This window comes from Novosphingobium sp. BF6 (assembly GCF_058273105.1).
Genome location: NZ_CM177776.1, coordinates 1,313,598 through 1,338,799 on the forward strand (window position 1 = coordinate 1,313,598; position 25,202 = coordinate 1,338,799).

The 25,202-nt window shown below is 65.7% G+C and carries 15 protein-coding genes; 7 read left to right on the forward strand and 8 right to left on the reverse strand.

Annotated features, from left to right (window positions below; translation table 11 throughout):
* Positions 1-66: 66 nt before the first annotated feature.
* The 5 genes from AC4D6D_RS21055 to AC4D6D_RS21075 form a co-directional block, all read right to left on the reverse strand.
* Positions 67-411 (reverse strand): DUF2322 family protein, encoded by a 345-nt coding sequence (locus AC4D6D_RS21055; RefSeq protein WP_491327476.1) that lies wholly within the window; start codon positions 409-411, stop codon positions 67-69.
* 140 nt (positions 412-551) lie between these two features.
* Complete coding sequence (locus AC4D6D_RS21060; protein ID WP_491327477.1) at positions 552-2,360, reverse strand: M14 family metallopeptidase; 1,809 nt, start codon at positions 2,358-2,360, stop codon at positions 552-554.
* Positions 2,361-2,382: 22 nt separating this feature from the next.
* Complete coding sequence (locus AC4D6D_RS21065) at positions 2,383-4,536, reverse strand: TonB-dependent siderophore receptor (RefSeq protein WP_491327478.1); 2,154 nt, start codon at positions 4,534-4,536, stop codon at positions 2,383-2,385.
* Positions 4,537-4,835: 299 nt separating this feature from the next.
* On the reverse strand, positions 4,836-7,016 hold the full coding sequence (locus tag AC4D6D_RS21070; RefSeq protein WP_491327479.1) for a TonB-dependent receptor: 2,181 nt from the start codon (positions 7,014-7,016) through the stop codon (positions 4,836-4,838).
* 154 nt (positions 7,017-7,170) lie between these two features.
* Positions 7,171-8,889: an SLC13 family permease gene (locus AC4D6D_RS21075; RefSeq protein ID WP_491327480.1), complete on the reverse strand. Its 1,719-nt coding sequence runs from the start codon at positions 8,887-8,889 to the stop codon at positions 7,171-7,173.
* Positions 8,890-9,242: 353 nt separating this feature from the next.
* On the opposite strand from AC4D6D_RS21075, the gene AC4D6D_RS21080 reads away from it, so the two are divergent.
* From AC4D6D_RS21080 to AC4D6D_RS21100, 5 genes are all read left to right on the forward strand, one after another.
* On the forward strand, positions 9,243-10,943 hold the full coding sequence (locus tag AC4D6D_RS21080) for a GH39 family glycosyl hydrolase (RefSeq protein WP_491327481.1): 1,701 nt from the start codon (positions 9,243-9,245) through the stop codon (positions 10,941-10,943).
* A gap of 5 nt (positions 10,944-10,948) precedes the next feature.
* Positions 10,949-11,095 (forward strand): hypothetical protein, encoded by a 147-nt coding sequence (locus AC4D6D_RS21085; protein ID WP_491327482.1) that lies wholly within the window; start codon positions 10,949-10,951, stop codon positions 11,093-11,095.
* Between the two features lie 261 nt (positions 11,096-11,356).
* The gene (locus tag AC4D6D_RS21090; protein WP_491327483.1) at positions 11,357-14,554 is read left to right on the forward strand and encodes an efflux RND transporter permease subunit; all 3,198 of its coding nucleotides are present in this window, start codon (positions 11,357-11,359) and stop codon (positions 14,552-14,554) included.
* The gene (locus AC4D6D_RS21095; RefSeq protein ID WP_491327484.1) at positions 14,547-15,743 is read left to right on the forward strand and encodes an efflux RND transporter periplasmic adaptor subunit; all 1,197 of its coding nucleotides are present in this window, start codon (positions 14,547-14,549) and stop codon (positions 15,741-15,743) included. Before AC4D6D_RS21090 ends, AC4D6D_RS21095 begins: the two co-directional genes overlap by 8 nt.
* Positions 15,733-17,136 (forward strand): efflux transporter outer membrane subunit, encoded by a 1,404-nt coding sequence (locus AC4D6D_RS21100; RefSeq protein ID WP_491327485.1) that lies wholly within the window; start codon positions 15,733-15,735, stop codon positions 17,134-17,136. The genes AC4D6D_RS21095 and AC4D6D_RS21100 overlap by 11 nt, the downstream gene beginning before the upstream one ends.
* 27 nt (positions 17,137-17,163) lie before the next feature.
* On the opposite strand, the gene AC4D6D_RS21105 is transcribed toward AC4D6D_RS21100, so the two are convergent.
* Positions 17,164-18,378, reverse strand: a complete 1,215-nt coding sequence (locus tag AC4D6D_RS21105) for a glycosyl transferase (protein ID WP_491327486.1) — start codon at positions 18,376-18,378, stop codon at positions 17,164-17,166.
* Between the two features lie 160 nt (positions 18,379-18,538).
* Here AC4D6D_RS21105 and AC4D6D_RS21110 point away from each other — a divergent pair, with 160 nt between their 5' ends.
* The gene (locus AC4D6D_RS21110; protein ID WP_491327487.1) at positions 18,539-19,216 is read left to right on the forward strand and encodes a response regulator transcription factor; all 678 of its coding nucleotides are present in this window, start codon (positions 18,539-18,541) and stop codon (positions 19,214-19,216) included.
* 7 nt (positions 19,217-19,223) lie between these two features.
* Positions 19,224-20,600, forward strand: a complete 1,377-nt coding sequence (locus AC4D6D_RS21115; RefSeq protein ID WP_491327488.1) for a sensor histidine kinase — start codon at positions 19,224-19,226, stop codon at positions 20,598-20,600.
* Here the strand turns inward: AC4D6D_RS21115 and AC4D6D_RS21120 are convergent.
* Together AC4D6D_RS21120 and AC4D6D_RS21125 are read right to left on the reverse strand one after the other, a co-directional pair.
* Entirely contained in the window at positions 20,582-22,435 is a 1,854-nt protein-coding gene (locus AC4D6D_RS21120) for an Svx/AvrXca family virulence/avirulence protein (RefSeq protein ID WP_491327489.1), read from the reverse strand. The two genes, AC4D6D_RS21115 and AC4D6D_RS21120, sit on opposite strands and share 19 nt — an antisense overlap.
* A 2-nt stretch (positions 22,436-22,437) precedes the next feature.
* A complete protein-coding gene (locus tag AC4D6D_RS21125) occupies positions 22,438-25,197 on the reverse strand; it encodes a DUF5695 domain-containing protein (protein ID WP_491327490.1) in 2,760 nt (919 codons plus the stop codon).
* Positions 25,198-25,202 lie beyond the last annotated feature (5 nt).

Genomic DNA, 25,202 nt, shown 5'->3' on the forward strand with positions numbered 1-25,202 from the left:
CAGCCCCACCGCTGTGGGCGGTGTCGGTTCTACCTTCAAACCGCGACCGGGAAAGCGCTTCGAGGATCAGGCCTTGCTGGCCACGACTTCGATGCGCAGCGGATCGGCTCCGGCGGCGATAGCGAGCAGGCGGTCGATATTGGGATGGGCGCCGGGACGATTGCGCGCATCTTGCGTATGTTCGGCGAAGACGACCAGACCTGCCTCTGCGGCTTCGGCACCCAGGATGTCGAACTGCTCATTCAGGTACTGATAGACTGCCAACGAGCCTTGCTGGCCGGGCTGGTTCGCGATGGTGGCGACGATGGCCCCTCCACCATTGACGAGGTCGATGCGCTCCACGCCCTCGATGGAAGGCAGTTTCGCCAGATTTTCCTTGAACGTTGCACCGGGTTCGATCGTCGCCGACATTTTGGGTTCTCCTGAAGGGATCATTTGCCGGCGCTGTTACACCATCCGCGCCGGTCATCAATCGTCCTGCCGCCGGACCGGGCGATGGGGCGGATCGCCGTTATGACCGCGCCGACCGATGATCCCGGAATTATCGATAACTAGAGGCTATCTGCGGGAACGACTTCCCGCTTTACCGGATAGACGCGGCTGAAGGCTTCGCGCCGGGGGAGACGCTCGGCCAGCCATTTTCGTCTTGCGGCGGGATCGGCGGCGAATTCCGGATCGGCGGTCAGCCTGCTTTCGAAAGAGGTCCGGAGCTTTGCATCGGACTCCAAGAGGGCATCCAGCAAGGGCGCCATGATGAAGTCCTCCGTTCCGGCCGGTGCGGACAGCACTTCCGGAAACAGGCCCCAGGCCAGGAAACTGTCCTGGCTCTCCGGTTCCAGTAGTGCCGCCGCCAGCAAGCCGAGAGGCTGGTCGGACGGCACCCGCACGGTTCCGGCCGGAACCGTCTCTTCGCCTTGCTCATGGATAAACCGCGCCTCCAGCGGAATGCGGCCGTCGTGTGCTGCCGCCAGCTTCACGTCCTGAAGGCGCACCGTGTCGAGCGAAACGGTCCGATCGGCCTCGAGCGTTTCGAAGCCGATGCCGTGGAGGCGCAGCTTTTCGATCACCTCGGTCTGGGCCGCCGGGACCAGCCAGGCCTTGGGCAGTTGCACGAGTTCGGTGGAGTTCTGACCGATGATCGGCATGCGGAACGTGATCCGCCGCCCGGTCCAGCGCTGCTCCATCCGGCCGGTCGCGGGGGATCGATAGGTTTCGAAAGCGACGCCCTTGAAGCTGTCCACCCAACCGATCGGTTCCTTCGCGGGCGTCCATCGGGTCAACAGCCGGGCGGGCCGTTCCGCGCGGTCCATTGCCTTGGCCTCGGCGATGCGGCCTGAATCCTGCGCAGCCAGCTTCAGTGCCGCCTCCAGCAGGACATATGTGCCGAGCACGCGCTGGCGATAGGGCTTGAGCATGTGGTTCTCGACCAGCACGGTCGGAACCCCGATGAAATCGCCGTAGCCGGTCGAATAGCGCGGACCTTCGGGGCTGTAGCGGATGCCCGCTTGCGGATTGCGGGTGTCGATCGGGCTTGGGTAGATGAGCGGCTCATGCCCGGCCGAGGCCAGCGTCTTCTGCACGGTGGGGCCGAAGCGCTGCTCCAGCCACTGCGCAGTCGCCCGATGACGCGCATACTTGCCCCATCCGGCATAAGTATAAGTCACGTCGTACTGCATGTCGAAGCCGCCGCTGACGTGGCAATCGATGTAGAGCACCGGGTCCAGCCGCCGCAGCAGCGCGACCATGGCGCGCACTTCGGGCGTGTCGAGTTTCGCGTAATCGCGATTGAGGTTGATGGCGCGGGCATTGCCCTCGGTGCCCTTGGCCTCGGGGCCTCGGACATGGAGGAAGTTCCAGGGGCTGGCCCGTTCGTGGCCGTCGATATTGAGGATCGGCACGAAGACGAGATCGACCTTGTCGAGCAGGTGCGCCTTGCCGCGCATCGCGATGTCGCGCAGCAGCATCAGCCCGGCGTCCTTGCCGTCGATCTCGCCCGCGTGGATGCCCGCCTGCACCAGCACGACCGGTTTGCCGGAGCCGCCTTTACTGGCACGCACCATCAGCAGGTCGCGTCCCTCGCCGGTCTGGCCGAAATTCTCCACGCTGATGAGCGGGGAAGCCTTTGCGAGCCTTTCCAGCCAGCCGCGCACTTCGTCATAGCGGGGCGTGGTGCGAAACCCGGTCGCTTCCGCCGGAGTTATCCAGGGGTCGTCCGCAGGGGCGAGGAGCTTCTCGCTTGCGCCCGACCAAGCCAGTGCGGGCGGCAAAATGGCGGCAGGATCGGGCACCTGCATTGCGGTCACCGCCGGGACGGGCAGGGTGGAGACGAGAGCGGCGGCGAGAGTGCCGAACTTCAGCATTGCATTGTCCTTGAGACGGAAATCAGAATCGGGCGCGCAGGCCCACGGTCGCGGTCCGCGGTGCGCCGGGCTGCACCCAGAGCGGCGAGTAGCTGTTGGCGTACCAGTGCGTGTCGAACAGGTTGGTGATCGACCCGAACAATTCGAGGTGTTCCATCATGTCCACCTTGCCGAACAGACGGAACAGCGTGTGCGACGGCAGCATGAAGTCGGTGCCCGTCTCGCCTGCACGCTTGCCGACATGTTGCATGCCCGCACCGACTTGCGCTTCGCGCTCGCCGAGAGTGAAAGCCTTGACGACCTGCATGTTCAGGTTGTGCCGGGGAATGTTCACCAGCGGATCGCCGGGCATGACCTGGAAGGCGGTGTTGGGATCGACCATCGTCGAGCGCGCCTCGGCATCGACGAAGGCATAGCTCAGCAGCATGTCCCAGCCTCCGGGCAGGCGACCGCCCAGATCGAACTCCACGCCGCGGCTGCGCGCCTTGCCGATGGCGAGCGAATAGCCCGGCGCATTCGGATCGGTGGCAAGCACATTGGCCTTGGTCAGCTGGAAGGCCGCCAGTGTCCCGTTCAGCGCCCCGCCCAGCAGTGTCAGCTTCACGCCCGCCTCGATGGACTTGCTGGTCTCGGGATCGAAGATCGTGCCGCTGACATCGGTGCCGACATTGGCGCGGAAGCCCTGGCCATAGGCGGCATAGGCAGTCAGTGGATCGCTCAGCTTGTAGACCACCCCCGCCTGCGGGCTGAAACGGCTGCGCTTGCGGCGGCTGTAGACGTCGCTCAGGCGGTTGTCGGTCTCCAGCTCCAGATGATCGAAGCGGCCGCCGATGCGCACTTGCAGGCGCGCGGTGATCTCGATCTGGTCCTGCACATAGGCGGCGATGGAGCGCTGGCGATCGACGCGGTCCATCATCGTTGCGCCGACCGGCAGCGGGAAGCGTCCATAGACCGGCTCGAAGATGTCGATGACGTTGCCCTGCTGTCCGGTGGGGTTCGTGCTCAGCGCGGGCGGGCGGAAGCGCAGGAACACCTGGTCATAGTCGAAGCTGTCGTAGTCCGCGCCGATCAGCACCCGGTGGCGGAGCGAGCCGGTGTCGAACTCGCCCGCAAGCTCGGCCCGGACCACGTAGTGTCGGGCATCGTAGCGCCGCGAACGGCGCTGGCGCGAAAGCGAGCGGCTGTCGGTGTAGAGCGCCTGCCGCGAGGCGACCGTCTCGGCATCCGAGGAAAAGCCGGTGAGCAGCGTATCGCGCAAGCTGCCGCCGACCAGCAGGCTCCAGCGGTTGCTGAACTCGTGTTGCAGGCGCAGCTGGTGGCCGGTGGCGCGGGCCACGGTGTCACCGTCTCCCGGCTCGCCAAGGAACCGCGAACGCGGCACCGTATCGAAGTTGCCGTCCAGCACGACGATGCCGCGATCGAACGGCACGGCCACGCGCGTCTTCTCGAAGTCATAAGTGAGGCGCGTATCGGGACCGAGAGCGAGGCCGATCGAGGGCAGAAAGCCCCAGCGCGACTGATGAACGTGATCGCGGAAGGTATCGCCGTCCTCGGCATAGCCGATCAGCCGCGCGGTGAGGCCTGCCGTCACCGCGAGATTGACGTCCGCCTCGCCCCGCATACGGCCCCAACTGCCGTACTGGATCGAGGCGCTCCCGAAGGTGCGGCCCAGCTCGGCCTGCCTGGTCACGAGGTTGATCGTGCCGCCCGGCTCGCCGCGCCCGATGAGCGCCGCGGCGGGACCTTTCAGCACTTCGACCCGCTCGATCCCGGCGGCATCGCGCTGTCCGCCGAAACCGCGCCCGCCGTTGAAGCCGTTGACGAGGTAGCCGCTCGGCATGTTCTCGTCTCCGCTGAACCCACGGATCGCAAAGGAATCCCACAGACCGCCCAGCGTGTTCTGCCGCACCACCGAGGCATTGAGGTCGAGCGCGTCGGTCAGGCGCTGGATGCCGTTCTGCGCGAGCGTTTCGGAGGAAATCTCCGCGATCGACTGCGGAATTTCCGAGACCGCGAAGTTGCCGCGATAGGCCTGGCGCACGCCGGTCACGGTGATCGCCTCGCTGCGGTCTTCCCCTTCGACTTCTTCGGCCGCCGCCTCGCCGAGCGGCGCCAGCGCCATGGCAAACGGCAGGGTACCTGCGAGCAGGCAGCGGTCCTTGGCAAAACGAAGCATGCGATCCCCACGATGAAATATGCCGCGAGCGATCATTGTCCCCTCGGTCGGGGCGGCTTCTGTCAGGGCAAACGATGTAGGTCAATGATATGTTGCATCATATCATGAAATGGGTGCGCAGGCTTCTCGACGATATGCGGAGGAGGCTGCACTGTCAGGTACTCGCAGGCTCTCGCCTCCGGCCCTTTTTCATGCCCATGCCCTCGGCGGGATTTGATCCTCGAGAACTGTCGCCCAGCGGTCTTCCGGATGCGGCTGCCGCTGGGCGTTCAGAGGGGGATTGCTACCAGAACCCCGTGTCAGAACTCGATCGAGGCGGAAGCCTTGAACGTGCGCGGGGTGCCCTGGAGCAATTGAGCGCCGAAGTTGCTGAATTGGTTAAAGGCGGAGGCCCAATACCGCTTGTTGGCGACGTTATCGACATTGAAGCGCAGCGTCAGTGGCGTGTCGCCGCCCAGCAGGGCGACGTAGCGGGCGCCGAGGTCGAACCGCGTCCAGTCGTTCAGTTCCAGCGTATTGGCCTGATTCACCGCCTGCTTGCCGGTATAGACCACGCGGCCGGTCAGGGTCAGCGCAGGGAGGAAGGGCATGTCCCATTCGACATTGGCGTTGGCCAGGACATCGGGAACGCCGACCGCATCGTTGCCCTGGTTCAAGCCGCCTTCGGTGCGGCGCAGCTTGGCTTCGGTGTAAGTGACGCCGCCAATCACGCGCAGGCCGTCCACCGGCTCGCCGTCGACGGTGAATTCGACGCCACGGTTACGCTGGGTGCCGAAGTTGCCGTATTCGTAGTAACCGGGATTGTCGGCATCGGCACGATAGAAGGTGTTCGGCTTGTCGATCTGGAACAGTGCCAGCCCGGCATTGAAGCGGCCCATGTTCACCTTGCCGCCGACTTCGTATTGCACCGACTTGACCGGAGGCAGGACCTGGCCGCCGTTCGTTACCGGGAAGGGCGTGCCGCCGATTTCAACGGTGGCTCCGGCCGTCGAGCCCTGCACCAGCCCTTCGATACGGTTGCCATAGAGCGAGAGGCCTGCAACCGGCTTGATCACGACACCGACGACGGGCGTGACGGCATCCTTGTTGTATCCGCCGGACTTCGCGCCGTCGGTATAGGCATAGGAAGTCGTCTTGATCTGCTGGAGGCGCAGACCGCCGGTGATCAGGATGCGATCATCCCAGAAGCCCACCGTATCCGAGGCGAAGACGCTGGCCACGCGGGTCCGGCTGATCGGGAACGGATCGTCGAGATCGCCGCCGAGCAGAACAGACGGCGGTACGGCCACGGTCGGGGTGTCGTAGAGGTTGGTATCGTAGCTGCCGAAGAAGTCGTAGGCATTGCGGTTGACCTGCCAGCTTGCCGCCACGCCGACATTGACTTCATGGCTGATGCCGCCGCCGTTCAGCTTGACGCGTAGGCCGCTCGTGGCGGATTCGTTGTTGTCGGTGCGGGGCACGTAGGATCCGCTGCCGGTCGCAGCGCCGGTGGCGGGATCGAGCAGGGTGATGCTGGCGGTGGTCTGGTCTTCCTTGCCGTCGCGCGCGCCGACCTTGGCGTAGAGCATGGCATTGTCGGCTAGGTCGTATTCGACGCTGAACGTGCCGAAGAAGTCTCTGGTCTGGATCAGGCTCCAGGGCTGCGAGTAGTTCGCGTCCGCCTTGGGCACGCGCGGGATGACCGAGCCGATCGCCACTTTCGGGCGCCAGTTCGACTGGCGCAGGCGCTGGTAGTTCACGTTGAGCATCGCGCGCAGCGGGCCGCTGTCATAGTCGATCGTGCCGCCCACGACGTAGCTCGAATGGAACTCGTTATTGATCGCCACGTCGCCCCGGCGTGCCGAGCCGTTCACGCGGATGCCCCATTCGTTGTTCTCGCCGAAGCGGCGGGCGACATCGAGTGCGCCGGAGAAATGCGAGTCCGAAGTATAGCCGATCGTCGCGCGGGTCATGTCGCGGTCGGCCTTCTTCGGTAGCAGGTTCACGCTGCCGCCGATACCGCTGCCGCCCGGCGCGGCGCCGTTCAGGAAGGCGCTGGCGCCGTTGATGACCTGCACCGAGGAGAACAGCTCCGGCGCCACCAGCTGGCGGGGGGTGATGCCGTAGAGGCCGTCGAAGCCGACATCGTCCGAAGCCAGATCGAACCCTCGGATGACGAAGACTTCACCGGCGATCCCGAAGCCCAGCGTCGTGCGGATCGTGGGGTCGTTTTCAAGAACCTCGCCGAGCGTATCGGGCTGCTGGTTCAGGATCAGCGCTTCGTTGTACGAGCGCAAGTTGAACGGGATGTCTTCGGCTGCCTTGTCGCCCAGCGCGCCTACGCTGCCGTTGCCGCTGACCTGGGTCTGGTTCTGGCGCTGGGCGGTGACGAGGATGTCCTGCGGCGTTTCCGTGGTGTCGGCGGATTGCGCCTGGGCATTGGCCGCGATGAATGCGGTCGAAGCGAGCAGCGCGGCAACGCTAAGGCGGGCGAGGTGCATGAAGAATTCCCGAATTGCGTCCTGCCTGACGGTATCGTGCAGGCCCCTGATCTCCCGCTAATTAGGCTAGTGCGAATCACTTGCAATACCGAGGTGGGCGTAAGCGCGATTTTTCAGCGAGCCTGTTGCATTCCGGTTGCTGTTGCAATGGAATCTAGAGCGGCCAGACAGTCAGGATCAGCGGCGGTCCTGCCAGAAGGACAAGCAGGGACAGCGGCGCGCCGAGCCGGGCGTAATCGGTGAAGCGGTAGCCACCGGGGCCCATCACCAGAGTGTTGCACTGGTGTCCGATCGGCGTAAGGAAATCGCATCCCGCGCCGATTGCCGTGGCCATCAGGAAAGCTTCCGGCCGATAACCCAGGTCATGCGCGAATACCGCCGCGATCGGTGCCATGACGAGCACGGTTGCGGCATTGTTGAGAAACGGCGTGACCGCCATGGAGATGAGGAGAACCAGCGCTACGGCTCCCCACGGCGGCAGATGGACGGCCATATTGGCGAGTTCGACTGCGAGAACGTCCGAAGCCCCCGTGGTCTGCAGCGTTTCGCTGACGGGGATGAGTGCGCCCAGCATGATGAGGATCGGCCACTCGATCGCTTCGTAGGCGTCCTCGGCCGGCAAGGCGCCGGTCACGAGGACGAGACCGGCTCCCGCAAAGAACGCCAATGCCACCGGAACGAGGCCCGTGGCCGTGGCCAGCATCGCCCCGGCCAGAATGGCGATCGCAAGCCATCCCTTGCGCTTTCGGCCCAGGCGGATCTGTCGCTGGGCGAGGGGCAGCAGGCCCAGTTGGTTGAGCTGCCCCGGCATGGCATCGAGAACGCCCTGCAAGGCCAGGATGTCACCGGCCACCAGCTTCACGCCGCTGGGCTTGTTCCTGAGACGGCTTCCTTCCCGGGAAATGGCGATCAGCCTTATCCCCAGGCGCTCCTTCAGCATCAGCCGTCCGGCATTGGAGCCGACCAGGACCGAACCGGCTGTCACCACCGCTTCGATAACGCCGGTTTCGTCGTTTCCTTGCTCCGCCTCTTCGGGATCGTGGAGGGCAAGGCCCGTCGCGGCAATCGCGCGCTCCAGCGCATCCGGGTCTCCCATCAGGATCAGGATATCGTCCTGTTCGATCATCGTGTCCGGATGCACTTGCGCGCGGAGGCCGTGACGCAGCACGGCGGTTACCTCTATGGCCCCTTCCTGACTCTCGATGAAGGCGGCCACCGTATCGCCAATGACGGTGGACTGCGGGGTTACCGTGGCTTCGGTCGCATAGGCCGAGATGTTGAGAGCCTGACCCATCGTGATCGGCGCCTGCCGCTCCGGCAGGAGCCTCCGGCCGACATGCAGGAAGATCAGGCCGATGACCAGCAGGCTCAGCCCGGTCGGCAGGTAATCGAACATACCGAAAGGTTTGCCGATCATTTCCTCGCGCACGCGGCTGACGATGATGTTCGGAGAGGTGCCGACCAGCGTCGTCAGTCCGCCCAGTAAAGAGGCAAATGCCATCGGCATGAAGAACCGGGACGGGTTGGTGCCGCTTTTCTTCGCAAGCTGGGTTGCCGCGGGCATGAGCATGGCCAGCGCGCCGATGTTCTTGATGAGGCCCGACGCGGCCCCGACCAGGCCGGTCAAGACGAACAGTTGCGATCCGGGTTTTCGCAGGCGGTGGGCCAGCCGGTCCACCGCTGCTTCCACCAGTCCCGAGCGCTGTACTGCGGCCGACAGCACGAGCGCCGACCCGACGATGATGACGATGTCATCGGAAAAACCGGTAAAGGCCTTGTCCGGCGGCACCAGCCCCAGCGCAACCCCGGCGAGCAAGGCTATGATTGCGGTGATATCGAAACGGAAGCGCCCCCAGACGAACAGCGCCATCATTGCGCAGAGGAGAGTTACCGAAAGCCATTGTTGCAGATTCATCGCGCCCTGCGGAAGATGTGTCGAGTAGGAGAAAATGGTTCGCGTGGCCGTTTGTTCGCAGTGCCTGCAGGTTTTTCCGGGTGATTGGGCCTTGTGACCGTGCGCAGGGATTGCGCGCTGACAGCGCTCGTTCGATCCTTGCGGGTTCCGTGTCAGCGCCGACGGCACTTACAACTTCATCACCAACAGTTCGATCAGCAACCTTGACCTGTCGTTTTCCTGTGAGATCAATCCCCACTTCACGATCGCACTCGGCTTCCGGGCCAATATGTAATTGAAGCCATGCCGCTCCCCTTCAGGAGGATGACCCGATGACGATTTCCAGGGCTTTCGCGACCATGGCCATGCTCATGGCCCTATCCCAGGCCGGACTGGCTCAACCTGCCGTTGCGCAGGAAGCCGAGGCTGCGCGTCCGGTGACGGTGAGCGTCGATGCCGCCCGTACGGACGGCAAGCTCCCGCCGGTCTGGCGCTTCTTCGGTGCCGACGAGCCCAACTACGCGACCATGAAGGACGGCCGCAAACTGCTGGTCGAACTGGGCAAGCTGAAATCCGGCCAGGTCTATTTCCGCGCGCACAACCTGCTGAGCAGCGGCGACGGCACACCGGCCTTCAAGTGGGGCAGCACCAATGCCTATACCGAGGATAAGGACGGCAAGCCGGTCTATGACTGGACGGTCGTGGACGGGATCATCGATACCTATCTGGCGCGCGGGGTGCGGCCCTATCTGCAGATCGGCTTCATGCCAGAGGCCCTGTCCAGTGCGCCCGAAGGCACGCCCTATCAGCATAGCTGGCGCCCCGGCTTCGACTACAAGCTGATTGCCACCGGCTGGACTTATCCGCCCAGGGACTATGAGAAGTGGGCGGAACTGGTCCATCAGTGGACACTCCACAACATCGAGCGCTACGGCCGGGCCGAAGTGGAGCGCTGGTACTTCGAGGTCTGGAACGAGCCCAATTCCAACTTCTACTGGTCCGCCAGTCCCGAGGAATTTTACAAGCTCCACGACTATGCCATCGCCGCGATCCGCAAGGCACTGCCGACCGCGCGCGTCGGCGGGCCGGACGTGGCGGGGCCAGGCGGAACTTTCATGGACGGGTTCCTGAAGCATGTATCCTCCGGCAGGAACTACGCCACGGGGAGTGTGGGCACGCCCACCGACTTCCTTTCGTTCCATGCGAAGGGCAGGCCCACGTTCGTGGACGGCCACGTACGCATGGGGCTGTCCACGCATCTGCGCGAAACGGACGGCGGCTTCACCAAGGTCCTGTCGATCCCCGCGCTGGCAGGCAAGCCGGTGGTGATCGGCGAGAGCGATCCGGAGGGCTGCGCCGCCTGTCCCGGCCCGCAGAACGCCTATCGCAATGGCACGATGTACTCCAGCTACACCGCCGCCAGCTTCGCGCGGATCTGGGAACTGGCCGCCCGGCGCAAGGTCAACCTGGAGGGCGTGCTCTCATGGTCCTTCGAGTTCGAGGATCAGCCGTGGTTCGCGGGCTATCGCCAGCTTTCCACCAATGGCGTCGATCTGCCCGTGCTCAACGTGTTTCGCCTGTTCGCGCAGCTGGGCGAGATGAAGCTGGCGACGACCAACGCCGCGCAGATCCCGCTCGACCGGGTGATGGCGCAAGGGGTGCAGGGCGAGGCCGATATCGGTTCGATCGCCACCCGTACCGCAGACGGCAAGATCGCGCTGCTGCTCTGGCACTACCACGACGACGATGTGGCCGGGCCGGATGCGCAAGTCACGATCGAGATCAGGGGCTTGAAGGGAGTACCCGCGAAGGCCAGCCTGTGGCGCGTCGACCGCGATCACGCCAACGCCTTTGCTGCGTGGCAGAAGATGGGATCGCCCCAGTCGCCCGATCAGGATCAGTACGTGAAGCTGGAAGCGGCTTCCAGAATGCAGGCGCAGGACGTCGCGGTGAGCCGCAACGGGAAAGGTGCCAGCGCGACGCTGGGCCTGCCCCGCCAGGGCGTCGCCCTGCTCGTGCTCGACGTGAAGTAAGGACCATGGCGGGCAGCGGCGGCTGCAACGGAGGCGGAAGCGGCGCCGGATGCGAGGCTCGTGGTTTCGACTGCAAGCAGGCGGCGACCATCGGCTGGATATCCTGTGTCGCCTTGGGCGTCGGCAAGCTGCACGGCGAATTTGCCAATTGAATCGCTTACCTGACGAGCGAGGGATATCGAGCGGCAACAATCATGAAATTGATTCATGAGAGTATTTCATAAAGCGCATTTTCCTAACGCGGATCGGTTCGTTAGGGGCTGAACTATTCCAGCAGGATTTCCCGTCCGTTTCTGGTGCCCTGTGCAGCAGAGGGTCGCAGCGGCGGAAACCCAAACCAGAAAAATGAACCGGAGAGGATTTCGCCTGTCCTGCGCGCATGCCTGCGTGCCGGACGGCCTATGGAGTACTCGATGCTAGGTATCGTCAAGACCGCGCTGCACCGCCCCCTGACCTTTATCGTCATGGCCATTATCATCGCCATCGGCGGCTTGCTGGCGGCCTTCCGCACGCCAGTCGACATTTTTCCCGAGATCAAGGTTCCGGTTATCGCCGTCGCCTGGACTTACGCGGGCCTCGCGCCGCAGGACATGACGGATCGCATCGTTACGCCCTACGAGCGCGTGCTGACCACCACGGTCAACGATATCGAGCATATCGAGAGCCAGTCGCTCCAGGGCACCGGCATCGTCAAGATCTACTTCCAGCCCGGCGCCGACATCCGCACCGCCACCGCGCAGGTGACGTCGGTTTCGCAGACGGTGCTGCGCCAGATGCCGCCCGGCATTACCCCGCCGCTGATCCTGAACTACAGCGCCTCGACCGTGCCGATCCTCCAGCTTGCCTTGTCGGGCGAGGGCATGACGGAGCAGCAGCTGTTCGACATCGGCCAGAACCAGATCCGCACCGGCCTCGTCACCATTCCTGGTCTTGCAATGCCGTTCCCCTCGGGCGGTCGCCAGCGCCAGGTCCAGATCGACCTCGATCCGCAGGCTCTTCAGTCGAAGGGCCTTTCGGCGGTCGACGTCGGCAATGCCATCGCCTCGCAGAACCAGATCAACCCCGCCGGTTTCGTGAAAATCGGCGAGACCCAGTATTCGGTGCGTCTGAACAATACGCCGGATTCGATCGAAGCTTTGAACAATCTGCCCGTCAAGGTCGTCAACGGCGCGACGATCTACATGCGCGATGTGGCCTTCGTGCGCGACGGCAGTGCCCAGCAGCAGAACGTCGTTCATGTGGAAGGCCGTCGCTCGGCCTTGCTGACGGTGCTCAAGAATGGTGCGACCTCGACGCTGTCGATCGTCGATGGCGTGAAGTCGGCGCTGCCCAAGATCGCCGAAACCCTGCCGGACAGCCTCAAGATCCTGCCGGTCGGCGATCAGTCGCTGTTCGTGAAGGCGGCCGTCAACGGCGTCATCCACGAGGGTGCTATTGCCGCCGCGCTCACTTCGCTGATGATCCTGCTGTTCCTCGGCTCGTGGCGCTCGACCGTGATCATCGCGCTGTCGATCCCGCTTGCGGTTCTCGCCGCCATCGCCATGCTGGCGATGTTCGGGCAGACTCTCAACGTGATGACGCTGGGCGGCCTTGCCCTTGCGGTCGGCATCCTGGTCGATGACGCGACCGTCACTATCGAGAACATCAACTGGCACCTCGAACAGGGCAAGGGCGTGATGGAGGCGATCCTCGACGGCGCCGCCCAGATCGTCACTCCGGCCTTCGTCTCGCTGCTCTGCATCTGCATCGTCTTCGTGCCGATGTTCTTCCTTCCGGGCGTCGCGGGCTATCTCTTCGTGCCGATGGCGCTTTCGGTGGTCTTCGCGATGATTGCCTCCTTCATCCTGTCGCGTACCCTTGTACCGACGCTGGCGATGTACCTGCTGAAGCCGCACACGACCCACGGCGAGAACCCGCACAACGCCGGAACCCCGGATTCGCACAATCCCCTCGTGCGTTTCCAGCGCGGCTTCGAGGCTCGCTTCGAAAAGCTGCGCGACGGCTACCTCGGCCTCCTGCGCCGCGCGCTTCAGGGGCAGAAAGGCTTCATGCTCGGCTTCCTGGCAATCGTCGTCGTCTCGTTCGGGCTGATGCCGTTCCTCGGCAGCAACTTCTTCCCGACCGTCGATTCCGGCCAGATCGCCATGCACGTCCGCGTGCCGGTGGGGACCCGCATCGACGAGACCTCGCTGCGTTTCCAGCGGATCTCGCAGGAAGTGCGCAAGGTCATTCCGAAATCCGAACTGGGTTCGATCACCGACAACATCGGCCTGCCGGTCAGCTCTATCAACACCGTCTACAACAACAGCGGCACCATCGGTCCGCAGGACGGCGACATGCTGATCACCCTGAACAAGGGCCATGGCCCGACCGACGGCTATGTCGAGAAGCTGCGCCGCGAACTGCCGCGCCTGTTCCCCGGCACCCAGTTCTCGTTCCTGCCCGCCGATATCACCAGCCAGATCCTGAACTTCGGTTCGCCTTCGCCGATCGACGTCCAGATCGCGGGCAAGGACCTCGCTGCCTCGCGCGTCTATGCCCAGAAGCTGATGGCGAAGATGAACCGCATTCCCGGCCTTGCCGACATGCGTCTTCAGCAGCCTGCCAACTCGCCGCAGATCGACGTCGATGTCGATCGCGCCCGTGCGGGACAATATGGCCTGACCGAGCGTGACGTGACCACCAGCCTCGGCAACTCGCTAGCTGGCACCTCGCAGACCGCGCCGGTGTTCTTCGTGAACCCCGACAATGGTGTGCAATATGCTGTCGTCGCCCAGGCGCCGGAATATGCGGTGGATTCGCTCAGCAAGCTGTCGAACCTGCCGGTCTCGGGCGCTGCTGCCGGAACCCGTCCGCAGCCGCTGGGTGCACTGGCGACGCTGAACCGCTCGACCACCGCGCCGGTCGTCTCGCACTACAACATCGCCCCGGTCATCGACATCTACGGCACTCCGCAGGGCCGCGATCTCGGCGCCGTGGCAGGTGATGTGCAGAGGGCGATCGACTCGCTCAAGGCCGAAGCGCCGAAGGGCTCGACGATCACCATCCGCGGCCAGTACCAGACGATGAACACCGCCTTCTCCGGTCTCGGTTGGGGCCTGCTGGCGGCGGTCGTGCTGATCTACCTGCTGATCGTGGTCAACTTCCAGTCCTGGCTCGATCCCTTCGTCATCATCACCGCGCTTCCGGCGGCGCTGGCGGGTATCGTCTGGATGCTCTTCGCCACCGGGACTACACTGTCGGTCCCGGCCCTGACAGGTGCGATCATGTGCATGGGCGTCGCCACCGCCAACTCGATCCTCGTCGTCAGCTTCGCCCGCGAAAAGCTGGCCGAGCTGGGCGATCCGGTGAAGGCCGCGATGGAGGCGGGCCTCGTCCGCTTCCGCCCGGTCTTGATGACGGCGCTCGCCATGATCATCGGCATGGGCCCCATGGCGCTCGGCCTCGGCGAGGGCGGCGAGCAGAACGCCCCGCTCGGCCGCGCCGTCGTTGGCGGGCTGATCTGTGCCACCATCGCAACCCTTCTTTTCGTTCCCACCGTCTTCGCCTTCGTCCACGGCCGTCGCCGCGAGAAGGCAGCCCCCCAGGAAGTGCAGGCCGCCCATGCATGATTCGACCTCTGAACCCGCCAACCAGCTTTCGGGCCGCACCCTGAAGCGTGTCGGCATCGGCGCGGCGGTGATCGCGCTGGCCGTCGTCGGCGCCGGAATTGCCACCCGCCTCAGCGCCACGCGCGATCTTGAAGCCGTGGCCGAGGACGCCGCCGTGCCGACCGTTGCGGTCGTCACCCCGGCAGGCGCGGGCGAGGCCGGCGGTCTGGCGCTGCCCGGCACCGCGCAAGCCTTCAACAGCGCGGCGATCTACGCCCGTACCAACGGCTATGTGCGCAGCTGGCAGGCCGACATCGGCGACCGCGTTGCGGCAGGACAGACCCTTGCCGTGCTCGATGCGCCCGAAGTCGACCAGCAACTCGCGCAGGCCAAGGCGGACTACCAGACCGCGCTCGCCAACCAGCGCCTTGCCGCCACGACCTCGAAGCGCTGGAGCGCCATGCTCAAGCAGGACGCGGTCTCGCAGCAGGAAGTGGACGAGAAGGCGGGCGATCTCGCCGCCAAGACCGCGCTCGCCAATGCCGCACTCGCCAGCGTGCGCGAGCTTGAAGCGACGCGCGGCTTCACCCGGCTTTCTGCACCGTTCGCCGGTGTCGTGACCAGTCGCTCGGCACAGATCGGTGCGCTGGTGGTGGCGGGCAATGCCGCCGCGCAGCCGCTGTTCACCGTTTCCGACGTCCACCGCATGCGCATCTACGTGCGCGTGCCACAGATCTATTCGGCGCAGGTCAAGCAAGGCGTCGGCGTCAACCTGACCCTCCCCGAGTTCCCCGGCCGTACCTTCCCCGGCACCGTCACCCGCAGCGCGGGCGCGGTCGATGCCCAGTCGGGCGCGGTCCTCGTCGAAGTCCAGGCCGACAACAGCGACGGTTCGCTGAAGCCGGGCGCTTTCGTCGAGACCCACTTCGACGTGGCGGGCGGCGTGCAGGGCCTGACCCTGCCGGGCAGCACGATCCTCTATACCGACAACGGCCCGAGCGTGGCCGTGGTCGGCGCGGGCGACCGCGTGACGGTGCGTCCGGTGACGATCGCTCGCGATCTCGGCAAGACGGTGGTGGTCTCGGTCGGCGTCAAGCAGGGAGACCGCGTGGTGGACAGCCCGCCGGACTCGATGCGCAGCGGCGATCAGGTGAAGATTCAAAAGCCTGCTGCTCCCACGGCTGCCAAGGGCGCCGCTCATGGCGGCTAGGCTGCGCGCAGTTGCGGCGCTGCTTCTCGCCGGATGTTCCGTGGCCGGGTGCTCGATGGCGCCCGACTATCACGCTCCCGAAACCGCGGCCCCGCCCGCCTTTCGCGAAGTCGAGGGCTGGTCGCAGGCCGCACCGCGCGATGCCGAGGCGCGCGGCGAGTGGTGGACGATGTTCGGCGATCCGACACTGGACGATCTCGAAAAGCGCGCCGAGGCCGCCAGCCCGACTCTGGCCGCCGCGCTCGCCCGCTACGATCAGGCACGCGCTTCCGCCGGTGTCGCGGCTTCCGACCTCTATCCGACGGTCGGCGTCAGCGGCGAGGCTTCGCGCGATCGTGTCTCGGCGGGGCGTCCGCTTTCGACCGGCACGGCGCGGACCTATAACAACTTCGTGGTCGGCGGCAGCTTGTCCTACGAAGTCGACCTCTGGGGCCGGGTCCGCAATTCGGTGAAGGCGGCCACTGCAGAGGCGGCAGCGTCCAGCGGCGATCTCGCCTCGGCGCGGCTCAGCCTTCAGGCCTCGGTGGCGGATGCCTACTTGCGCCTGCGCGGTCTCGACGTGCAGGCCGATCTGCTGAACCGTTCGGTCGAGGCGTTCGAGCGCGCGCTCAAGCTTACCGACACCCGCCATTCGGGCGGCATCGCTTCGGGCATCGACGTCAATCGTGCGCGCACCGTGCTCGGGAACGCAAGGGCGCAAGTCTCGGCGGTCGCCAACGAGCGCGCGGCCACCGAGCATGAACTGGCGGCGCTGATCGGCACCACCCCTGCGGAGTTCTCGCTGCCGATGCGCAGCGAGCCGCTCGACGTGCCGGAGGTCGTCGTGGGCGTGCCTTCGGAACTGCTCCAGCGCCGTCCCGACATCGCTGCGGCCGAGCGCCGGGTCTTTGCCGCCAATGCCCGCATCGGCGTGGCGAAGGCGGCGTGGTTCCCCTCGATCGGCCTTGGCGGCGGTGCAGGCTGGCAGACCACCCATGGCAACCTGCTGAGCACGCCCAATACGTTCTGGTCGCTCGGCCCTGTCTCGGCCCTGCTGACGCTGTTCGACGGCGGCGCGCGCAAGTCGCAGGTGAAGATGTCGCGGGCGGAGTACGAGGAAGTGGCGGCGAACTATCGCTCTACCGTGCTCGGCGCCTTCCAGGACGTGGAAGACGCGATCGCGGCGATGCACCATCTCGAAACGCAGGCCTCGGCCCAGCGCGACGCGGCGCAGGCGGCCCAGCGCACCAGCGAGATCGCGCTGTCGCGCTACCGGGACGGGGCTTCGGACTATCTCGAAGTGGTGACCGCCCAGACCGACGCGCTCGATGCGCAGCGGTCTTGGATCGGTGTGCAGACCGCGCGGATGCGTGCGAACGTCGCTTACGTCCGCGCCATGGGCGGCATGAGCTGAAAGACCTCGGCCCGCCCCGCCTCTAAATCAGGCACGGGCGGGCTGAAGTCCGGCCACGCGCGCGACGATGTCCGCGGCAATGCGGATCGGATCCTCGCCGGCAAGGAAGGGCGTGCCGTCCGGCTTCCAGTCGAGACCGCCGATCGCATAGCGCGTGCGCTCCTTCTGCCAGGCGACATAGGCGCGGTGATCGGCGAAGGCCTGCTCGATGGCGGCGATCGGATTGGCGTCGGGCGTGACGACATCGCCGAAGTGCCACATCGCGTAGTCCTCGCTGTCCTGCCACGCGGCGCCGTGAGCATTGACGAAGAGGCAAGGGCGCGGGCGGATCAGGAACTCGTAGACCTGGCTGCTGACATCGCCGAGATAGAGATCGGCGGCGCACGTATACGTCATGTCGTTGCAGCGCGGCGAGCCGAGATCGACGATCACCCGGCCCGGCACGGAAAGCGCTTCCCATTCGCGGCGCTGGCGCGTGGACCAGCCCGTGGCCATGCGGACATGCGGGGCGACGACTAGGTTGTAGCGACCGTCCTGCACCACCGCCTCGATCAGCTTTTTCGCGAAAGCGTCGAACGAGTTCAGCTTCGCTGTGAAATGCGGGTTGTAAAGCACTGTCTTACGGTCATTGTCGAACAGCGGCGCGCGCTCCAGACCGGCGCGGAGCATGGCGGCCAGTTTGATCGGGCCGGTGGCGGTGCAGTTTTCCGGCGTCACCAGACCTGCGGCGAGCAGGCGATCGCGGTCCTTCTTTCCAGCGACGATCACGTGCTCGAACAGTTCGAAGCGCTTCTCGAAGCCCACCGCCCGGTCGCCCGCGCCGTGCGGGATATGGACGAGCGGCGGGCACTGCTTCCACAGTCGCGCGAGGATGGTCGAAGTGCGCTCGGCGCAGAGGATCAGTTCGGCATCGCGGATCAGCGAGGACCAGTAGACCAGCCGTGCCAGCTTGCGGGCGAAGCCGGGAATCGCGGCGCCCAGTGCACTCGGCAGCCGCATCTCGACGAGGGCGGGCAGCGGCAGGCCGATCTTCGCGGATAGTTCGCGGACGGCTTGGGCATCGGCGGCCTTGGGTACGAAGATCGTCACGCTGCCGGGATGGCGCCGTTCCAGTTCGCAGGCGACCGGCACGATATGCGGCAACTGGTGCGCACCGCCGACGGCAAGGACATGGATCAGGCGCGGCGCGGCGGTCCTGAGGGTCGTGGCGGGAAGGGCGTGCGAAAGGGCAGTAGCGGTCATTTTCCGGGCTATGCCGCAGCCTTGTCTAGCAATGATTGCGGAAACATTTGGATTTGCCCATGTTGCAGGCGGCCTGCCGCTCGACGTGCGCGCGGCATATCGATACGGGCGGGCTGTTTGACGCCCCTATTTTCGTAATGTCGTGCCGGAACCGCCCCTTATGCAGATCCTGCTTGTCGAAGACGACGCCAGCCTGGCCGCTCATGTCGCGGCGGGCCTTCGCGAGGCCGGGCATCTCGTCGATCACCGGGCCGACGGGCGCGAGGGGCTGATCCAGGCCACTTGCGAGACTTACGATGTGATCGTGCTCGATCGCATGCTGCCCTCGCTCGACGGGCTCAAGCTGCTGGCGGCTTTGCGCGCGACGGAGAACACCACGCCGGTTCTGATCGTCAGCGCGCTGGGCGACGTGGACGAGCGCGTCCGCGGCCTGCGCGCAGGCGGCGACGACTACATGGCCAAGCCTTTCGCGATGTCCGAACTGCTCGCGCGGGTCGACAGTCTGGGCCGTAGGGGCGCCGCCGTGGCCGAGCCGGGCGATGTCCTGCGGGTGGGCGATCTGGAGATCGACCTTGTCGCCCATGTCGTCTCGCGCGGGGGGCGGCGCATTAACCTGACCCTGCGCGAACTGCGCATCCTGGCCTATCTGGCGCGCAATGCCGGGCGGGTGGTCACGCGCTCGATGCTGCTGGAAAACGTGTGGGACTACAATTTCGACCCGCAGACCAATATCATCGACCAGCATATCTCCAAGCTGCGCCAGAAGATCACCGAGGACGACGAGGCGCCCCTGATCCACACGATCCGGGGTCTCGGCTACGTGATGCGGGCGGAGTGATCCGGCGATGACGCGCCTTCTGCGCAGCCTTTCGTTCCGGCTGGCGTTGACCTACGCGGCGTTGTTCAGCCTGTCGGTCGGGGTGCTGTTCGGCGCGGGCTACTGGTGGCGGGTGACGCGGCCGATGGCGGAAGTTCGCGCGCGCGTCGAGGCGGAGGCGGGTGAGATCGGTGCGGTCTATCGCCGGTCGGGCATCGCCGCTGCACAGGCCGCGCTCGAACGCCGGGCGCATCGCCCTGCCGCGCGGGTTCCGTTCCATGTCCTCGTCGCCCCCGATGGCGAGACCGTCTCGGCCAACCTGCCGAGCTGGCCGCCCAGGCCCGGCAGGGGCCTCACGGTCATTGAGGCCGACCGCTTCGTGGACGGGTTCGAGATCGACCATTCCGCCATCGTCCGCGACCGGGCCATGCCGGACGGCGGGCGCCTGATCGTGGGGCGCGACGTGCAGGACATCGTCGATGACGAGGACCTCTTGCGCACCGGGGCGATCTGGCTGCTCTGCGGCACGTTGGCGCTGGGACTGACCGGGGGCTGGCTGATGAGCCGCGCCATCGGCAAGCGCATCGACATGGTGGCCTCTACCGCCCTCCAGGTGATGGAGGGCGACTTGTCCGGCCGCGTGCAGGTGCGCGGCACGAACGACGACTTCGACCGCCTCGGCGTCACGCTCAACCTGATGCTCTCGCGGATCGAGAGCCTGTTCGAGGCGGTGCGTCGGGTGTCGGACAATGTGGCGCATGAGTTGCGCACGCCGCTGGCGCGCCTTGCCGGAAAACTTGAAGTGCTGGAGCACGATCTCGACTATGACCCTGCAGCACGCCATGCCGTCTCCGAGGCTATCGTCGAGGCAAACCGGCTGCGGCAGATCTTCGCGGCGCTGATCCGCATTTCGCGACTCGAAGGCGGCAGGGCCGTCGCGCAGATCCAGCGCATCGATGTCGTGCAACTGCTGGAGGACGTGGTAGAATTCTATCAGCCCGAGGCAGAGCGGCGCGGGATCGATCTCGTGCTCGATGCCCGGCGGCCACTGGTGGCGGACCTCGATCTCGATCTGGTGTTCCAGGCCATGTCCAACCTGCTCGACAATGCGCTCAAGCATGTGCCGGACGGTAGCCGGGTGGACGTGCGAGCCGGGCGGCAGGGCGGGGACCTGCTGCTGGCGGTGTCCGACAACGGTCCCGGCCTGACCCTGGCCGACCTCGCGCGGGTGACGGAGCCGTTCTACCGGGCGGAAGGCTCGGCGGGCGTTCCGGGCGAGGGGTTGGGCCTCAGCATGGTCGCCGCCATCGCACAGGTCCACGGCGCGCGGATCGTCTTTGCCGACAACCGGCCGGGTCTCTCCGTGTTGCTGCGGTTTCCCGGTGCTCAGGGTATCCAGCGATAGACCGGTTTAGCGGTGACTTCGGGCACCGGCGCGGCGAGGTCGGCGCCGTGGGCCCGGTCCTTCACCGTCTCCGGATCGACGAAGCCGTAGAACACCCCGCGCGATGCCGAGCCGCCGCGCTGCTCGACGTCGCCGATGTTCCGGGCTGTTCCCGAAAGGACGATGCCCTTCTCGTATTCGCCGATGCCGAGCATGGCGGTTGCCCCATGGGCCTTGTCCTTGAGGACGGTATCGCCGCGCAGCACGGTCAGCCCGGATACCACCGCATCGTCCAGCACTTGCGCCTTGTCGAGCACGACGGCGTGGTCCTCGATCCGCGCCTTGCCGGAGACGGTGCCGGAGATCACGCGGGCATAAGGGCCGACATAGGCGCTGGCCGCAACGTTGGCCGAGGGACCGACCCAGCCACCGCCGTTGGGATGGCGATGGCCGCCGGGAATGGGCGCTGGCGCGTCGGGAAGGGCGCCGTCGAACTGGACCATCCATGGATAGCGATAGATCGAATACCAGGGCTGGTCCCAGCGGATCTTCTGCATCTGCGAGGGCGTGGCCATGACGACGAGATAGAGGCCGGTGTCGCCGGGCCGGACCGCGATCGAGGCCGCACCCTTGGCGCCGCGCTGGAGCGGGGTGTAGCGGCTCCTGCCGTCCGCGTCGACTGCGACAATGCCCCAGCGCCAATCGGAGGCGGGTGGTGGGATCGTCTCTGGCTCGTCGGCCAGACCGGGTAGGGAAGCGACAGCGCTCGTCTGCTGGACCAAGCCGCGGAAGGTCACGGTCACGCGATCCCGTCCGGCATCGGCATGCAGCTTGATCACGTTGTAGCCCCAGCGCTGCGGCGCCCACAGTTCCGGCACGGCGAAGCGGCGGCGTTTCGGATCGATGGGGTCGAGCACCGTGGCGGAGAGGATGCCCGCGTCGGTAGTCTGGTCGTAACTGCCGTAGTTGCGGCGGAAGACCGCGCCCTGGTCGCTGCCGTTCGGGTTGGTGTAGTCCCAGTTGGCGCTGTGGAGCGCCCAGTCGCCGAAGGTGTCGTTGAGCTGGTCCTGCGTCCAGCCCATGTTGCGCTGGAGCACGCTGAAGGGATCGGCGGTGAGGCGGGCCGGATCGTCCTTGCCGGGCGCGGTGCGCCAGATCGCATTGACCGCTTCGAAGCCCTTGGTGTCCTTCAGGTATTCGAGGAACTGCCAGTTGCAGTAGCGCGTCCGGGTCGAGCCGTAATAGAGGTGCGGGTACTGCTTGAGCAGCACCGAGCAATGGGTGTTCTCGCGGAATTCCGGCAGTTGCACGGTCATCCAGTTGGCGTGGCTTTCGAACAGCCAGCCGGTGAAGGGGGAGTCCATCAGGCGGCCGGTGGCGGCCTGCAACGCGTGGGTCAGCTCATGCGCAAGGCCGAAGCGGTCCTTGAGCGCGGCAGGGTCGATCCACATGCCCATGTGGCCAAGCTGGTCGGCGCCGCCGGTGAGGCCGTAGCCCACGCCGATATAGGCATTGACCTTGAACTTCTCCGCCGAACCGCAATGCGGCTCGGGGAATTTCAGCGTGCCGAGGAAGTAGTTCCAGACATATTCGAGGTGCTTCGTGGCCGCCTTGGCGACTTCCGGCTCCACCGTGCCGGGCTTCCAGTGGAGCGCGAAGTGTTTGCTTTCCATCTGGAGCGGCAGCGCGGAATTGGCGGCGTCGGATGGGTCCGTAGCGGCGACCTTCCAGTCCCCGGCCACGCAGGCCGCACTCGGTGTGGAGCCGGTGACCGGGGAGGCAAGCGCCGGTGCTGACGGAATGGCCCCTCCCGAAAGGAGCACTGCCAGCACCGAAGCCTGAAACAGGGCTTTCATTGTCAGCGCGGGCTGAGCGTGACGGCGGTCTCGCCGGAGCCGAGCGCGATGGCATAGCCGCCGCGATCCGCCGTGCCGGTGTCGGTTCCGTAAGTCTTGCCGCCTGCCGTCGTGGTCTCGAACAGGAGGCGCGCGCTGGGCGCGGTGGCCGAGGCCGGGTCTAGCTTGAGCACCACCTTGCCGCTCTTCGCGTCGTAGTCGGCGCTCCTGATCCGGCCCGCTTCCAGCGTGATCCAGAGACCGGCGGGGGCGACGAAGAGGCGGCGGCGGGCGCCGTCCTTTGGTTCGATATGGACCTTGCCGGCCTTGGCAGTGAGATCGCCGCCGAAGCCCAGCCAGCCGAACTGCGGATCGTTCACGACATAGCTCGCCGAAGTGATGGCGTGGCCGTAGAAGCCCATGCCGTAGTCGCCGGTGATGACGTCCCACTTCATCATGTCGGGCCAGGAGTGGAACGCCGCCGAGCCAAAGCCCTGCTGGTCGATATTGGTGATCCCGCCCATCATGCCGCCGTAGGCGACGCGCAGCAGGTGCAGGTCGGTGGGGTTCTGGCGATAGGCGTCGAACAGCGGCACTGCGTTCAGCGCCGAGCCGTAGTGGTGGATCTGACGCTCGATGCGTGAGACCTTGCCGCCGTAGAGGAAGTCCCAGTAGCGGCGGGCATTGCCGTTGTAGCCCCAGCTCGGGATCGTCGGGTCATAGGCGAGGATGACTTCGCGCGTCTCGTCCGCCTGCGGCTGATAGCCGAAATAGCGCATCCAGGCGTAGACTTCGGGCTGGCCGGTGGAATCCCAGGCCATTTCGCTGCCGAACGGGAACTTGAGCGTGCGCCAGTGATCGGCGCGGCCCTTCATCAGGCCTTCCATCTCGGTGGCTTCGGCGGTCAGGCCCTCGCGCTTGAGGTCCTTCAGGATGTCGAGGAAGACATCGCCTTCCATCTGGCCGAACTGCGCATAGTAGGGCGCATCGCGCATCATCGCGACCGAAGTGCGGTAGGCCCACTCCAGGTAGAACTTCCAGTCGTGCTGCTTGACCAGCCCCTGGTTGTCGCGGGCGAGGCGGTAGAGCACCCAGTGGCCGATGGCGACATGCGGATAGTTGTAGGAACGGCCGAGATCGTCCGAATCCTTCTTCGACCAGGCGGTCCAGCTCTTCCAGTTGATCTTGGGGTCGTAGTAGTTCGGGAACTCGACCGGATCGTAATAGAAGATGCTTTTCCTGACCGCGCCTGCCTGCGGGCCGTCCTTGACCTGAAGCGTGCCGAGCACGGTTTCGTTGACGAGGCGCTCCAGCTTGGCGACTTCTTCCGGGCTGGGATTGTCGAGCTGCTTCATCATTGCCGCGACCCACGAACCGGCGCCGCCTTCGTCGCTCATGCCCGAGACCCAGACGCGGCCGTCCTGCGTGAGGATCTTGTTGTCTTCGCGGTCGTAGGAGAGGATCGCAGGGCTGCGGTGGAAGGGGTCATTCTTGCCTTCGAACCACTGGTCGGTCGTGGTGAAGTGGCCGATGTCGGCCATGACCTGTTCGAGGGGCTTGGTGATGTAGTAGCTGACAGTCTGCTTCTGGCCGTCAGCATAAGTCACCGTCAGGCGGGCCTGACCCCAGCCAGAGGCCTTGACCTGATAGCGCGCCCAGCCGGTTCCGCTCTTCTCGGACGTCGCGGTGAGCGCGCCTGCGGGGAAGGACTCGATCTTCGCGACCTTGCTCGGCGTCTTGAGGAAGAGGCTGGCGGTCTGGTCGGTGGGAACCACGTAGCCGGGAATGCCCACGGCAACCGGGCGCTTCTGGGCGACGAGGGTGTCCTCGATCTTGCGGATGTCGGGCGCGGTCACGAAGCGCAGGCCGATGGTGCGCCTTTCGCCCGGTGCAAGCGTGATGCTGGTCGGCTCGTTCCACTGCTGGCCTGCCTTCGCCCATTCCTTCTCGGCAAAGCCCTTGCTGGCGACGGTCCAGTCGTAGAAGCCTTCCGAGACCTGGCTGCGCTGGCTCCTGTCGGTGAAGATGTCGCCGTCCTTCGCCGCGCGCGCCTCGATGATCGGGCGATAGGCTTCGAGCGGGGTGCCCTTTTCGGGCAGGACGAGCAGGGCAGGGCCTTGGCCGTTGAGGCGGGTGACCTGAAGATAGCCCGCATCGCGGCCGACATAGGGATCGACGAAGCTCGCCTCGGCATGGGCCTGGTCGAGATCGCGGTCGAGAATGATGTTGTCGAACACCATCGGCATGCCGAGGCCGCCGATCTCGACGGGCGCGCTGCTGGTGTTGACGAGGGTGAAGCGCATGGCGAGCACGCCCGCCTCGTTCACCCAGCGGCGCTCAACGCGCAGCGGGATACCTGCACCCATCGAGGCGGTGATATCGGCGGCGGCGAGCACACCATTGCCGCCCGCGAGCGCGGCGATCTGCTTGCGGGCATGGGCGGAGGAGAAGTCCTGCCAGCCGGAACCGGCGGTCTTCAGGCGGATATGGATATCGCCGATGTGGACGTAGCCGTCGCCCGCGCGCTCGGGTTCGCGGCCTGCGGGTACGAAGTCGAAGGCGGTGTTGCCCTTGGGCGAGAGGTGGGCGAGCGTCTGGGTGTCGGCCCGCAGCGCGAGATCGAAGGTCGGGGTCTGCATCTCGGTCTTGCTGATCGGCGGATAGACCGGCTTCGGCTTCTGCGCTTCGCCTTCCTCGGCATAGGCCATGGTCGTCGGCAGCATTGCGGGGAGAGTGCCGAGCACCAGGGCGACCAGCGGCAAGGGCTTCAGGAGACGCTTCATTTCAG

Excerpts from the sequence above, each read along its gene's own strand:
- AC4D6D_RS21055 (WP_491327476.1), bottom strand. The coding sequence starts at position 411 with ATGTCGGCGACGATCGAACCCGGTGCAACGTTCAAGGAAAATCTGGCG.
- AC4D6D_RS21060 (WP_491327477.1), bottom strand. The coding sequence starts at position 2,360 with ATGCTGAAGTTCGGCACTCTCGCCGCCGCTCTCGTCTCCACCCTGCCC.
- AC4D6D_RS21065 (WP_491327478.1), bottom strand. The coding sequence starts at position 4,536 with ATGCTTCGTTTTGCCAAGGACCGCTGCCTGCTCGCAGGTACCCTGCCG.
- AC4D6D_RS21070 (WP_491327479.1), bottom strand. The coding sequence starts at position 7,016 with ATGCACCTCGCCCGCCTTAGCGTTGCCGCGCTGCTCGCTTCGACCGCA.
- AC4D6D_RS21075 (WP_491327480.1), bottom strand. The coding sequence starts at position 8,889 with ATGATGGCGCTGTTCGTCTGGGGGCGCTTCCGTTTCGATATCACCGCA.
- AC4D6D_RS21080 (WP_491327481.1), top strand. The coding sequence starts at position 9,243 with ATGACGATTTCCAGGGCTTTCGCGACCATGGCCATGCTCATGGCCCTA.
- AC4D6D_RS21085 (WP_491327482.1), top strand. The coding sequence starts at position 10,949 with ATGGCGGGCAGCGGCGGCTGCAACGGAGGCGGAAGCGGCGCCGGATGC.
- AC4D6D_RS21090 (WP_491327483.1), top strand. The coding sequence starts at position 11,357 with ATGCTAGGTATCGTCAAGACCGCGCTGCACCGCCCCCTGACCTTTATC.
- AC4D6D_RS21095 (WP_491327484.1), top strand. The coding sequence starts at position 14,547 with ATGCATGATTCGACCTCTGAACCCGCCAACCAGCTTTCGGGCCGCACC.
- AC4D6D_RS21100 (WP_491327485.1), top strand. The coding sequence starts at position 15,733 with ATGGCGGCTAGGCTGCGCGCAGTTGCGGCGCTGCTTCTCGCCGGATGT.
- AC4D6D_RS21105 (WP_491327486.1), bottom strand. The coding sequence starts at position 18,378 with ATGACCGCTACTGCCCTTTCGCACGCCCTTCCCGCCACGACCCTCAGG.
- AC4D6D_RS21110 (WP_491327487.1), top strand. The coding sequence starts at position 18,539 with ATGCAGATCCTGCTTGTCGAAGACGACGCCAGCCTGGCCGCTCATGTC.
- AC4D6D_RS21115 (WP_491327488.1), top strand. The coding sequence starts at position 19,224 with ATGACGCGCCTTCTGCGCAGCCTTTCGTTCCGGCTGGCGTTGACCTAC.
- AC4D6D_RS21120 (WP_491327489.1), bottom strand. The coding sequence starts at position 22,435 with ATGAAAGCCCTGTTTCAGGCTTCGGTGCTGGCAGTGCTCCTTTCGGGA.
- AC4D6D_RS21125 (WP_491327490.1), bottom strand. The coding sequence starts at position 25,197 with ATGAAGCGTCTCCTGAAGCCCTTGCCGCTGGTCGCCCTGGTGCTCGGC.